Genomic DNA, 11,487 nt, shown 5'->3' with positions numbered 1-11,487 from the left:
GCAGAGCGCTTGAACACGTTCAGTCGAACGTGTTCACTCATGCCATGCCTCCGCCCCGTGACCGCACCGACACCCGCGTCCTGCTCCTGGACACCGCCCTTCGGTTGTTCCGCGAGCGGGGCTACGAGGCGACGACGATGCGCCTGATCGCGACCGAGGCGGGTGTCTCGGTCGGCAACGCGTACTACTGGTTCCCCGGCAAGGACCACCTCGTGCAGGAGCTGTACCAGCGGCTGCAGGTCGAGCACCGCACCGCCGTCGCGGAGCGGCTGCAGCTCGGGGGCACGTTGGAGCAGCGGCTGCGGGGAACCTGGCTGGCCGGCATCGAGGTGTTCGCGCCGTACCGGTCGTTCGGGGCGGGCTTCGTCCAGGTCGCCATCCGGCCCGGCGACGCCGCGAGCCCGTTCAGCGAGGCCAGCACGGAGGCCCGCCGGCTGGCCGTGGGGCTCCTGGAGGACGTGGTCCAGGGCGCCCGCCCGCAGGTGCAGGGACCGGTCGCCGCCAAGCTGCCCGAGCTGCTTCTGGCTCGCCTGGCTCGGCGTCACGCTCTTCTGGGTCTACGACACCTCTCCCGACGCCGCTCGGACCCGGCACCTGGTCGAGCGCAGCGCCCCGCTGCTGGCCCGGCTGGTCCGGCTGAGCCGGCTGCCGGTGCTGCGGGGCACCGTGCAGGACGTGCTCGACCTGGTCGACGAGGTCCGGCCGTGAGCGCCACGTCACCTCTGTCGTCCACACCGCCGTCTTCGCCGCCCCGGTCGGCGTCGTCGGTGGTGTTTTCGCCCTGGTGGCACTCGGTGTCGTCGCCCACCGGGAGCGAGACACCTGGACGACAGCGCGTGCGGCGTGGCTCGTGCCCGCCCTCACCAGTACGACATGGAAGCTCCGTTCGTCGAGAGCGGCACCACGAACGGTTCGACGACGGGGTGAGACGGCCACCCGGACCGCCGTCCGGGTGACGTCGACGCCTTCGCCGTGCCCGACGCCGGGTGTCCGGCACAGTGGGTCGGGGGGTGTTCCATGCGGGTGTTCGGCGTTCCAGCACTGGTACGGCGCCTGTCGCAGGCGGAGTTCCCGGGCGGCAGCGCCGGGCGGAGGAGGCTGCGCGTCGTCCTGGCCGTGACGCTGTCCATGGGCACCGTCGTGATCGTCGCCCCGTTCGCCCTGCTGCTGGCGGTGCGCTACCCGTGGGGCTGGCTGGTCGACCTCGAGGTCAGCCAGCTGGAACGAGACGTGGACGCGGTCACGGCCGTCGCTCGCCCGCCGGCTGAGTTCGGTCAGGCCACCCGGGTCAGCGGGCCGGACTCCGGTTGCGCCGGGTTCTTCACGACGTGCGCGATCGCGCGGGACGACTACCGGGTGGAGGTCGCGACGCAGTTCGACGCCGACGGCACGTGCCACGACCTCGCCGAGCAGGCCGAAGCGGCCGGGTACGCGGTCTCGAGGATCCGCGACCACGAGCGGGCCGATGGTGACGGCTGCTACTTCAGCGTGAGCGGACGAGGGCGCTTCGTGTCGATCGACGTCGACAGCTACCGCGACGGCGCGTCGGACAACGGGCGCGAACCGTGGCAGCTCACGGCGTCGTACCGCACCAGCCACCAGTTCTGATGGCGCGAGCATGACTCTCGCGGTCGTGGTGTGGGGCGCGTGGGCGCTGGTCGTGCTCAGCCTGGTGGCGCAGATCGTGGCGAACCTGGTTGGCCCGCCCGAACGCGTGCCGTGGCCGTGGCTCACGGTGGCCGGGGCCGCGGTGCTGCTGGCCGCGTACACCGGGGTCATCATGACGTTCCTGGCGCTCGGTCTGGGCGTGGCCGTGTGGCCGTACGCCGGGGTCCTCGTGCTGCTGGTCGTCTCGCTGCTGCTGACGCGGCGCCGCCACGTCCGAGCCAGCCAGGCCATCGCTGCGGGAGGGTCCGACGCCTAGTCCATGGACCAGCAGTCGGCCCGGGGTGTCTGACGGTGACCGGGGCGGGACCCGGTCCTAACTGGGTGGAGCTGAGGGGATTCGAACCCCTGACCCCCTCGTTGCGAACGAGGTGCGCTACCAGCTGCGCCACAGCCCCTTGCGGAGGTCGAGATTAGCACCGCGCGGAGGGTGCCCCGGCCCCGCTCGACCTCGGGGGCGGCCACGCCCGGTGGGCGCGGCGGAGGGGCTCAGCCCGCAGCGCTGCGCTGCTGCTCGGCCGGCTCGGCCGCCGGGCGCAGGTCGATCTCGGCCGGGGCCTCGTCGTCCGACGCCGGGGCGTCCGCCACCTCGGCGGCCGGGGCCGGCGGGGCGGCGGGCATCGACCACGGCAGTGCGGGCGGGCGGTGGCTGGCCGGCTTGGAGGCGTAGACCGGACCGGGGACCTCGACGGGGGTCCACGTCTCCTGGGCGGACTCGGGCCGCTGGGCGGGCTCGGTGAGCGCCGCGGGTGCGACGACCGGCTCGACGGTCGCCGGGCGCGGCACCGGCCGGCCGGCGCGGTCGTCGAACACCTCGGTGGCCACGCGGTGGGCGCGCGGCGGCAGGGCCTTGACCCGCACGGGCGCCGCGGCGGACCGGCGCCGGGAGGCAGCCACGACCGCCCCGGTGAGGAGGACCCCGCCCAGCCACGCCCCCGCCACGGCGACGGACCAGACGGGCAGCGCGCCGGTCAACGAGGTGACGGCGGCGACGGCCAGACCGACCACGCCCAGCACGGCGGCCCCGGCCCGCGCGCGGACCCCGAGCCGGGCCCGGCGGGCGTCACGCTCAAGGGTGCGGGCCAGGTCACGGGTCGGCAGGGCGGGCAGGTCGTCGGAGACCAGGGGCCGGTCCACCGTCAGCACCACCCGGCGGGAGGGCCGCTCGGCCGCGGGCCGCTGCAGCACCCGGACCGCACCCGAGGTGGCCTCACCGGCGCGGTGGTCGAGGCGCGCCGCGCGCTCCTTGACCAGTACCGGGACCAGGTACAGGCCCCACAGCGCCAGGATCGCCACGAAGATCACGCCGCCCATGCCCACGGCACGACGGTAGGCGTCCCGGTGCCCGCCGCCCCGGACCTCCGGTGCGTGTCGGACGACGCGCCGGGTTCAGCCCTCGGCCGGGGCGTCGGGGTGCGGCCCCGGGGCGTCGGGGGCCCGGGCGTGCAGCCGGGTGTGCAGGCCCTCGGGAACCTCCTGCGCCGTCACCGCGAACGACAGGTGGTCGCGCCAGGCGCCGTCGATGTGCAGCAGGCCGCGCCGCAGCCCTTCCTCGCGCAGGCCGAGCTTGCGCACCACGGCCAGGCTCGGCGCGTTCTCGGGGCGGATGTTCACCTCGACCCGGTTCAGCCCCACCTCGAAGCAGTGGTCGACCACCAGGGCCACCGCGCAGGGCACGTGGCCCTGACCGGCCACGGCCCGGTCGATCCAGTAGCCGACGCTGCCGCTGCGGAACGCCCCCCAGGCGATGAGGGACACCGTCACCTGCCCCGCCAGCCGGCCGTCCACCTCGATGACCAGCGGCACGGCCCGACCCTCCCGGGCCTGCCGCCGCAGCCCTGACACCATCTGCACGAAGCTGGGCGGGGTGCCCCCGTCCGGCGAGGTCGCCTCCCACGGCCGCAGCCAGTCCCGGTTGCGCAGCTGGACGTCGTTCCAGACCGTCAGGTCGCGGCGTCGCAGCGGTCGCAGCCGCAGCCGGCCGTGCTCCAGGGTGACCGGCCACAGCCGGGCGCCCGTCGTCACGCGTCGTGCGGCCCCGGCGGGGCCACCGTGCCCTCGCCGCGGCCGTGACCGTGCGCCGGGGCGCCGCCGAGCATGGCCGCGGCGTGCGGCAGCAGGGGGCCCAGCAGCTCCAGCGCGTCGCGGCAGGCACCGGTCGAGCCGGGCAGGGTCACCACCAGCGTGGACCCGGCGACGCCGGCCACCCCGCGTGACAGGGCCGAGGTCGCCACGCCGCGCCGGGTGCCGTCGGCCCGCAGCGCCTCGGGGATGCCGGGCACCAGGCGGTCCAGCAGCGGCAGCACCTGCTCCGGGGTGGTGTCGTCGGCCGTCAGCCCGGTGCCGCCCGTGAGCAGCACGACGGCCACGTCGTCGGCCAGGCAGCGGCGCAGGGCCTCGGCCACCGGGTCGCCGTCGGCCACGACGAGCGGGTCCGGGACCTGCCAGCCCCGCTCCCGCAGCCCGGCCACCAGCAGCGGACCGGACCGGTCCTCGGCCCGCCCTGCGGCGGCCGACGTCGACACCGTCACCACGCGCGCCCGGTCCACCACGGCCGGCGTCGCGCCGGGGTCAGTCGCGGACCCAGTCACCGGAACGCCCCCCGCTCTTGGCCACGACCCGGACGTCGGTGATCTCGCTGTACCGGTCCAGCGCCTTGACCATGTCCACCACGGCCAGCCCGGCCACGGCCACGGCCGTCAGGGCCTCCATCTCCACCCCGGTGCGCTCCGCGGTGCGCACGGTCGCCCGCAGGCTGACCCCGGCGTCGACGACCGCCACGTCCATCACCACGCCGTGGATGGCGACGGGGTGGGCCAGCGGCACCAGCTCCGGGGTGCGCTTGGTGGCCTGGATGCCGGCGAGGCGGGCCACCGCGAGCACGTCGCCCTTGGGCACGGTCGCGTCCCGCAGGGCGCGGACCACCTCGGGCGAGCAGCGGACCAGGCCGGTGGCGGTGGCCTCGCGCACCGTCACCGCCTTGGCGGTCACGTCGACCATGCGCGCGGCCCCCGCCGCGTCGACGTGGGTGAAGCCCGGGTTGCCGCCGGTGGCCGTGCCGCTCATGGTCCGCTCCTCGCTCACACCCGGCCCCTGCCGAGCACCAGGCAGTCCAGCACGGTTCCGGCGGTCACGCCGGTCGTGGCCTCGGGGACCTCGGCCAGCGCGTCGGCGGCGGCCAGGTCGGCGACCAGGTGGCTGCCCTGCCCGCCGACGGGGGTGCAGCCGAAGCCGTCGCCGTCGCGGTCCAGCACGACCCGGGCGTACTGCCGCTTGCCGGCCGGCGAGCGCCAGCCCTCCCGCACGGTGGCCCGCACCCGGGGACGCTGGACCTCGGCCTCGCCGAGCAGGGTCCGCAGCACGGGCCGGACGAACACCTCGAACGACACCATCGAGCTGACCGGGTTGCCCGGCAGGCACAGCACCGGCACGCGGCCGCCGTCGAGCAGGCCGAACCCCTGCGGCCCGCCGGGCTGCATGGCGACCTTGCGGAACCGGACCGTGCCCGTCTCGCGCAGCAGCTGCTTGACCACGTCGAACGCGCCCATGGACACCCCGCCGGAGGTGACGAGCACGTCGGCCGGGGCGACGGCCGCCTCGACCGCGGCCCGCAGCCCGGCCGGGTCGTCGCCCACCGCGGGCACCCGCGTGGTCTCGCAGCCCAGCTCGGCGGCGTAGGCGGCCAGGCCCACGCCGTTGGAGTCGTAGACCTGCCCGGGCCGCAGCGGCGTCCCCGGCTGGACGACCTCGTCACCGGTGGACATGACCACGACGCGGGGCACGGCCCGGACGAGCACGCGCTCTCGGCCCACCGCGACCAGCAGCGACATGGTCCGCGGGCTCAGCCGCGTGCCGGCGCGCAGCACCGTCTCGCCCGCGGCCACGTCGTCGCCGGCCCGGCGCACGAACCGGCCGGGCTCAGCCGGGGCGCGCACCTGCACCCGCCCGGTGCCGCCGTCGGTGTCCTCGACCGGCACCACGCCGTCGGCCCCGGGGGGCAGCAGGCCCCCGGTCATGATCCGGACCGTCGTGCCCGCCGCCAGCGGGGCCGGGGCGCCGCCACCCGCGGCCACGTCACCGGCCACCGGCAGCACGACCGGCGCGTCGGCGCTCGCCCCGGCCACGTCGGCGCAGCGCACCGCGTAGCCGTCCATGCCCGAGTTGTCGTCGCCCGGCAGGGGCGCCGGGGCGACGACGTCCTCGGCGAGGACGCGGTCGAGGACGTCGGTGACGGCCAGCTCGACCGGTGGCAGCGGGCGCAGCAGGCCCAGGCAGTCGGCCAGGTGCTGCTCGACCGGGACCGGGCCGCCGTCGGGGCTCCCGCCCGCCTCGCCCCCGCCGGGGGTCACGACGAGCGGTCGTCGTCGCCGGCGACGTACTCCCGCAGCCAGGCCCGGAAGTCCGGGCCGAGGTCGCCGCGCTCGCTGGCGAGCTTGACGATGGTCTTGAGGTAGTCCAGCCGGTCGCCGGTGTCGTAGCGACGACCCCGGAACACCACCCCGCGCACCCCGTGGCCCTCGCCGTCGGTGGTGGCCAGGGTCTGCAGCGCGTCGGTCAGCTGGATCTCGTTGCCGCGCCCGAGCGGGGTGTGGCGGAGCACCTCGAACACGGCCGGGTCCAGCGCGTAGCGCCCGATCAGGGCCAGGTTGCTGGGTGCCTCGTCGACGGCCGGCTTCTCGACCAGGCCGGTGACGCGCACGACGTCCTCCTCGTCGGTGGGCTCGACCGCCGCGCAGCCGTACAGGTGGACCTGGTCGGCCGGGACCTCCAGCAGCAGCACGACGCTGCCGCCGTGGCGGGCCTGCACGTCGAGCATGCGGGGCAGGACCGGGTCGCGCGGGTCGATCAGGTCGTCGCCCAGCAGCACGGCGAACGGGTTGTCGCCCACGTGCTCGGCGGCGCACAGCACGGCGTGGCCCAGCCCGCGCGGGTCCCCCTGGCGGACGTAGTGGATGGTGCCGAGGTCGTTGGAGGCCTGCACCTGGCGCAGCAGCTCGTCCTTGCCCTGGGCCTGCAGCGACGCCTCGAGCTCCGCGTTGCGGTCGAAGTGGTCCTCCAGGGCGCGCTTGCTCCGCCCGGTGATCATGAGGACGTCGTCCAGGCCGGCCTGGACGGCCTCCTCCACCACGTACTGGATCGCGGGCCGGTCGACGACGGGCAGCATCTCCTTGGGCGTGGCCTTCGTCGCGGGCAGGAACCGGGTCCCCATGCCGGCCGCGGGGATGACGGCCTTGGTCGTGCGTCGCTCGTTCGTCGTCATGGCCCGACCCTATGGGGAGGAGTCGCGCTGCGGGGAGCCGGTGGGCGCCCCCGGACCGGTCACCTGCAGGCCGCCGGCGACGGCGACCCGGTCCCGACCACCCGTCTTGGCCCGGTACAGCGCGTCGTCGGCGGCGCGCATCACGTCGGTCGCCGTGCCGCCGTGGTCGGGGAACGCCGCGACGCCCATCGACGCGGTGATGACCAGGTCCGGACCGTCCGCCAGGTGGAACACCTCGGAGCGGATGGCGTTCAGGACGCGCTCGGCCAGCTTGGTGGCACCGTCGACGTCGGTCTCCGGCAGCAGCAGCGCGAACTCCTCGCCGCCGTAGCGGGCCACGGTGTCCACCTCGCGCACGCACTCCTGCACCCGGCGGGCCAGCTCACGCAGCACGGCGTCACCGGCGGCGTGGCCGTAGGTGTCGTTGACCGGCTTGAACCGGTCGATGTCGAGCATGAGCACGCCCAGCGGGTGGCCGAACCGGCTGGCCCGCTCCAGCTCCCGGGCGAGCATGGTGGTGAGGTGGCGGAAGTTGTTGACGCCGGTGAGCGGGTCCGTCACGGACAGCCGCTCGACCTCCTGGTGGTCCTTGATGTTGCCCAGCGCGGTGCCGGCGTTGCTGGCCAGCGCCCCGATGGCCTCGAAGGCGACGACGTCGTACCCGGGCGCACCGACGTCGCGGGCCACGACCACGGCCCCCAGCGGGCGGCTGGTGCTGCCCAGGGGCACCGCGAGCACGGGGCCCAGGTCCGAGCTGCCGGCCAGCTCGATGACGGCCCGCTCGGCCAGGGCCCGCTCCGCCACCTGCTGCAGCGTCTGCCGGGTCTGCTCGTCCAGCTCGACCGGTCCGTCGCCGCGCGAGCGGGCCCGCAGCGACAGCACCCGCCGGCCCAGCCGCGAGGAGCGGTCGTTGTGCAGGGCCAGGCCCATCGGGGCCTCGGCCGCCAGCAGCGCCGCCTGGAGCACGGTCTGCAGCAGGCCGTCCCGGTCGTGCGTCTGCTGCAGCGCGTCGCCGAAGCGGCTGAACGCGTCGAGGAAGGCACCGCGCCGCCGCTGGGCGTCGGCCTCGCTGGCCCGCAGGTCCCGCGCCAGGGACCCCAGCACGGCGGACACGCCCTTGACGTCCGCGTCGGCGTCGGCCGGCGCGGTCCCGGCCGCGGCCACCAGGTCCTCCCCCGAGGCGATCCGCCGGGCGAGCTCGGCCAGCTCGGTCAGCGGCCGGGTCAGCGTCGCCGACAGCAGCCACACCAGCACCGCGGCCCCGAAGGCCGTCACGACGAACGCGATGGCCAGGTCGCGGTCGACCGACGGGCGGGCCTCGCCCACCGCGACCACCCGCAGCCCTGTCCCGTCCTCACCGCCGAGCACGGGCCCGGCCACCACGTAGGGCCGGTCGCGGACCCCGCCGCTGCGGGAGGGGTCGTCCAGGGGCACCTCGGCGTCGGTGCTCGGCACGGGACCGACCTCGCCCACCAGCGCGGTCTCGAAGCGCTCGACGGCCTCCTCGAGCTCGGCGTCGTCCGGCGGCGGGCCCGCGGTGCTGGCCCCGCCCGCGGGCCCGCTCCCCAGGCCGAGCAGCTCCGGCGCGAAGGTGGAGGACGCGACCAGCACCTCCTGCTCGCCGAGCAGCAGCAGCGAGCCGATCCGCAGGCCGACGGCGGCGGCGAGCCGGTCGACGGCCGCGACGTCCAGCGGGGACACCGCCAGCACCGTGCCGAGCTGCTCGCCCTCGACCTGGACCGGCAGGGCGACCGCGAGCGCCAGCGAACCGGCCGCGCCGAGGCCGCCGTCGCGGCAGGAGCGACCCAGGTAGGTGCCGGCGTCCGCGGCCACGGCGTCGGCCCCGGGTCCGGACGCCGCGAGCACCTGCTCGTCCAGGTCCAGCAGCACGACCGACCATGGGTCCAGGTCCCCGGCGGCCTCGCTCACGACCCGCTCCGCGGCCTGGGCCACCGCCTGCTCCGGGGAGACCGTGGGCTCGGCCAGCGAGACCTGCACCTGCAGCCGGGAGGCCACGAGCGCCGCCCGGTCCCCCACGGCCGCGCAGTCGCGCACCAGCAGCGACGCCGTCGCGGTCGCGGCCTCCTCCAGGCGGATCTGCCGCTCGCCGTTGACCGACTGGGGCAGCAGCACACCGGCGATGGCGAAGACGCCGAGCAGCGGGACCACGGCGGCCACGACGAGCGCCACCGCCACCCTCACCCGAACGCTCATGGCGCCTCCATAGCCGGCGCCCTGGTGGGCGCGGTGTCCGAACAGCCAGGATCCTCCCATGTCCCCCGGACCCGGCTCCGCCAAGCAGGTGACGCGCCGTGAGGTGCGTCGCACCCGGGCCGGCCGCGGTGTAGACGAGCGGGCCGCGACCGCGCTCGCGCTCGGCTCCCGCGCCGAGGACCTGGCCCGGCTCCTGGCCGGTCGGGAAACCGTGCGGCGCGGCGCCGCCAGGGGTGGCCCCTGCACGGCGCTGTACGTGTCGCTGCCGGCCGAGCCGGGCACGGGACCGCTGCGGCAGCAGCTGCTGGCCCTCGGCCACGAGGTGCTGCTGCCCTGGCTGCGCGCCGACCGCGACCTGGACTGGGTCCGGGACGAAGGGCTGGCGGGCGACCCGCTCCGGCCCCCCGGACCGCGGCTGGGGCCGCAGGCCGTCGCCTCCGCCGACCTGGTGCTGGTGCCCGCGCTGGCCGTGGACGGCAGCGGGACCCGGCTGGGCCAGGGCGGCGGGTCCTACGACCGGTCGCTGGTGCGGCTGCGACGCCCGGCGCCGCCGTTCGTGCTGGCCGTCGTGCACGACGAGGAGGTCCTGCCGGCGGGCGCGCTGCCGGCGCAGCCGCACGACGTGGCGGTCGACGGGGCCCTGACGCCCTCGGGGCTGCACCTGTTCGACCGCGGCTGACCCGACCGTCCGCACCTCGGGCCCGGACCGGGGGTGCCCGTATCCTGGGCCCGCACCGGCCCCCGGCCCTGCCGTGGGGCGAGCGACAGGCCAGGCCCGCCAGGCAGGAGGACGGACCGATGACCGCGCTCCAGCCCGAGCTCGCCCTCGTGCTGGCCGCGGTCGTGCTGGTCGCCGCGGTCGCGGCGGTCCGGCTGTCCACCCGCACGGGGCTGCCGTCGCTGCTGCTGTACCTGGGCCTGGGCGTCCTGCTGGGCGAGGACGTCATCGGCATCCCGTTCGACGACGCCGAGGTGACCGAGACCGTCGGGTACGCGGCGCTGGCGCTCATCCTGGCCGAGGGCGGCCTGACCACCCGCTGGGAGGCGATCCGCGGGTCCTTGGCCCCGGCCTCGGCGCTGGCCACGGTCGGCACCTGCGTGTCGTTCCTGGTGACCGGGGTCGGCGCCTGGCTGCTGCTGGACATCGACCTGGTCACAGGGCTGCTGCTGGGGGCCGTCGTGGCCAGCACCGACTCCGCCGCGGTGTTCTCGGTGCTGCGCACGGTCAAGCTGCCCCGACGGCTGGTCGGCATCCTCGAGGCGGAGTCCGGGCTGAACGACGCCCCGGCCATCCTCGCGGTGCTGGCCCTGACGGCGGCCGCGGCGGGCACGTCCGACTCGCCGTGGTGGGTCTCGGCCCTGATGGCCGCCGGGGCCCTGGTGGTCGGGGTCGGCGTCGGGGTGCTGACCGGGCACGGCGGGGCGGTGGTGCTGCGCCGGCTGGCGGTCCCCAGCTCCGGGCCCTTCCCGCTGGCGGTGCTCGCCGTGGTCGGCATCGCCTACGGGGTCGCGGTCCTGGTGGGGGGCAGCGGGTTCATCGCGGTGTACGTCTGCGCCCTGGTGCTGGGCAACGCCCGGCTGCCGCACGGCGCCGCCATCCGGGGGTTCGCGACCTCGCTCGGCTGGCTGGCCCAGATCGGCCTGTTCGTCCTGCTCGGGCTCCTGGTCAACCCCTCCGAGCTGCCGGGGGTGCTGCTGTCGGCGCTCGCGGTCACCGCGGTGCTGGTGGTGCTCGGCCGGCCGCTGTCGGTGGTGCTGTCGCTGGTGTGGTTCCGGGTGCCCTGGCGGGACCTGGCGTTCCTGTCCTGGGCCGGGCTGCGCGGCGCCGTGCCGATCGTCCTGGCCACCATCCCCGTGCTGGCGGACGTGCCCGGCTCGCAGCAGGTGTTCAACGTGGTGTTCGTCGTCGTGGTGGTGTCGGTGCTGCTGCAGGCCACCACCCTGCCGCTCATGGCGCGCCTGCTGGGGGTGCAGGACGAGCCCGACAGCGAGGACATGGACGTCGAGAGCTCCCCGCTGGGGCGGCTGGGGGCCGACCTGCTGCAGTTCGACGTGCACGCGCGCTCCCGCCTGCACGGGGTCAGCGTCCTGGAGCTGCGGCTGCCGCAGCCGGCGCACGTGTCGCTCATCGTGCGTCCCGACGGGGCCGTCGTGCCCACGCCGACCACGACGCTGCGCCACGGCGACTCCGTCCTGGTGGTGACCACGCCGGCGGTCCGCGAACGGGTCGACCGCCGGCTGCGGGCGGTCAGCGAGGGCGGCCGGCTGGCCGGTTGGGGCACCGACGAGCCGGGCCCGGGGGGCGGCAGGCGGAACCGGTGAGCCCCGGTTACGTTGGGTCGACAGGG

At 76.2% G+C, this 11,487-nt stretch carries 12 protein-coding genes, 1 tRNA gene and 1 pseudogene; 6 read left to right on the top strand and 8 right to left on the bottom strand.

Annotated elements, in window-relative coordinates; genetic code table 11:
- Positions 1–44 precede the first annotated feature (44 nt).
- The 4 genes and pseudogenes from SJY06_RS06240 to SJY06_RS06225 form a co-directional block, all read left to right on the top strand.
- Positions 45–164: pseudogene (locus SJY06_RS06240) on the top strand (helix-turn-helix domain-containing protein); the annotation flags it as partial.
- Positions 163–708 (top strand): hypothetical protein, encoded by a 546-nt coding sequence (locus SJY06_RS06235; RefSeq protein WP_380169680.1) that lies wholly within the window; start codon positions 163–165, stop codon positions 706–708. The pseudogene SJY06_RS06240 and the gene SJY06_RS06235, both read left to right, overlap by 2 nt.
- 309 nt (positions 709–1,017) lie before the next feature.
- Positions 1,018–1,608: a hypothetical protein gene (locus tag SJY06_RS06230; RefSeq protein WP_380165705.1), complete on the top strand. Its 591-nt coding sequence runs from the start codon at positions 1,018–1,020 to the stop codon at positions 1,606–1,608.
- Positions 1,609–1,618: 10 nt separating this feature from the next.
- Complete coding sequence (locus SJY06_RS06225) at positions 1,619–1,924, top strand: hypothetical protein (protein ID WP_380165703.1); 306 nt, start codon at positions 1,619–1,621, stop codon at positions 1,922–1,924.
- Between the two features lie 66 nt (positions 1,925–1,990).
- On the opposite strand, the gene SJY06_RS06220 is transcribed toward SJY06_RS06225, so the two are convergent.
- The 8 genes from SJY06_RS06220 to SJY06_RS06185 all read right to left on the bottom strand — a co-directional run bounded on the left by SJY06_RS06220 (position 1,991) and on the right by SJY06_RS06185 (position 9,139).
- Positions 1,991–2,063 (bottom strand) — tRNA-Ala (locus tag SJY06_RS06220).
- A 91-nt stretch (positions 2,064–2,154) separates the two neighbouring features.
- Positions 2,155–2,985 carry a hypothetical protein gene (locus SJY06_RS06215; protein WP_380165701.1) on the bottom strand — a complete coding sequence of 277 codons (831 nt, stop codon included), beginning with the start codon at positions 2,983–2,985 and terminating at the stop codon, positions 2,155–2,157.
- Between the two features lie 69 nt (positions 2,986–3,054).
- Positions 3,055–3,690 (bottom strand): GNAT family N-acetyltransferase, encoded by a 636-nt coding sequence (locus tag SJY06_RS06210; protein WP_380165699.1) that lies wholly within the window; start codon positions 3,688–3,690, stop codon positions 3,055–3,057.
- Positions 3,687–4,256: a molybdenum cofactor biosynthesis protein B gene (locus tag SJY06_RS06205; RefSeq protein WP_380165698.1), complete on the bottom strand. Its 570-nt coding sequence runs from the start codon at positions 4,254–4,256 to the stop codon at positions 3,687–3,689. The genes SJY06_RS06210 and SJY06_RS06205 overlap by 4 nt, the downstream gene beginning before the upstream one ends.
- On the bottom strand, positions 4,237–4,731 hold the full coding sequence (gene moaC, locus SJY06_RS06200) for a cyclic pyranopterin monophosphate synthase MoaC (protein WP_380165696.1): 495 nt from the start codon (positions 4,729–4,731) through the stop codon (positions 4,237–4,239). Before moaC ends, SJY06_RS06205 begins: the two co-directional genes overlap by 20 nt.
- Before the next feature lie 14 nt (positions 4,732–4,745).
- Positions 4,746–6,014 carry a gephyrin-like molybdotransferase Glp gene (glp, locus tag SJY06_RS06195; RefSeq protein ID WP_380165694.1) on the bottom strand — a complete coding sequence of 423 codons (1,269 nt, stop codon included), beginning with the start codon at positions 6,012–6,014 and terminating at the stop codon, positions 4,746–4,748.
- The gene (galU, locus tag SJY06_RS06190; RefSeq protein ID WP_380165692.1) at positions 6,011–6,925 is read right to left on the bottom strand and encodes a UTP--glucose-1-phosphate uridylyltransferase GalU; all 915 of its coding nucleotides are present in this window, start codon (positions 6,923–6,925) and stop codon (positions 6,011–6,013) included. The genes glp and galU overlap by 4 nt, the downstream gene beginning before the upstream one ends.
- A 9-nt stretch (positions 6,926–6,934) precedes the next feature.
- A complete protein-coding gene (locus SJY06_RS06185) occupies positions 6,935–9,139 on the bottom strand; it encodes a diguanylate cyclase (protein WP_380165690.1) in 2,205 nt (734 codons plus the stop codon).
- Positions 9,140–9,197: 58 nt separating this feature from the next.
- Here SJY06_RS06185 and SJY06_RS06180 point away from each other — a divergent pair, with 58 nt between their 5' ends.
- Both SJY06_RS06180 and SJY06_RS06175 read left to right on the top strand, forming a co-directional pair.
- On the top strand, positions 9,198–9,818 hold the full coding sequence (locus SJY06_RS06180) for a 5-formyltetrahydrofolate cyclo-ligase (protein WP_380165688.1): 621 nt from the start codon (positions 9,198–9,200) through the stop codon (positions 9,816–9,818).
- A 119-nt stretch (positions 9,819–9,937) separates the two neighbouring features.
- On the top strand, positions 9,938–11,461 hold the full coding sequence (locus tag SJY06_RS06175) for a potassium/proton antiporter (protein WP_380165686.1): 1,524 nt from the start codon (positions 9,938–9,940) through the stop codon (positions 11,459–11,461).
- The last annotated feature ends 26 nt before the right edge of the window (positions 11,462–11,487 follow it).

The sequence above is a fragment of the Jannaschia sp. R86511 genome (assembly GCF_042466345.1).
GTDB lineage: Bacteria > Actinomycetota > Actinomycetes > Actinomycetales > JBBAYJ01 > Aquipuribacter.
Note: the sequence above shows the minus strand (reverse complement) of the source record. Positions and strands in the feature narration are given on the sequence as shown.

Coding starts and splice junctions, on each gene's coding strand:
- SJY06_RS06230 (WP_380165705.1), top strand. CDS start 1,018: ATGCGGGTGTTCGGCGTTCCAGCACTGGTACGGCGCCTGTCGCAGGCG.
- SJY06_RS06225 (WP_380165703.1), top strand. CDS start 1,619: ATGACTCTCGCGGTCGTGGTGTGGGGCGCGTGGGCGCTGGTCGTGCTC.
- moaC (WP_380165696.1), bottom strand. CDS start 4,731: ATGAGCGGCACGGCCACCGGCGGCAACCCGGGCTTCACCCACGTCGAC.
- galU (WP_380165692.1), bottom strand. CDS start 6,925: ATGACGACGAACGAGCGACGCACGACCAAGGCCGTCATCCCCGCGGCC.
- SJY06_RS06185 (WP_380165690.1), bottom strand. CDS start 9,139: ATGAGCGTTCGGGTGAGGGTGGCGGTGGCGCTCGTCGTGGCCGCCGTG.
- SJY06_RS06180 (WP_380165688.1), top strand. CDS start 9,198: ATGTCCCCCGGACCCGGCTCCGCCAAGCAGGTGACGCGCCGTGAGGTG.
- SJY06_RS06175 (WP_380165686.1), top strand. CDS start 9,938: ATGACCGCGCTCCAGCCCGAGCTCGCCCTCGTGCTGGCCGCGGTCGTG.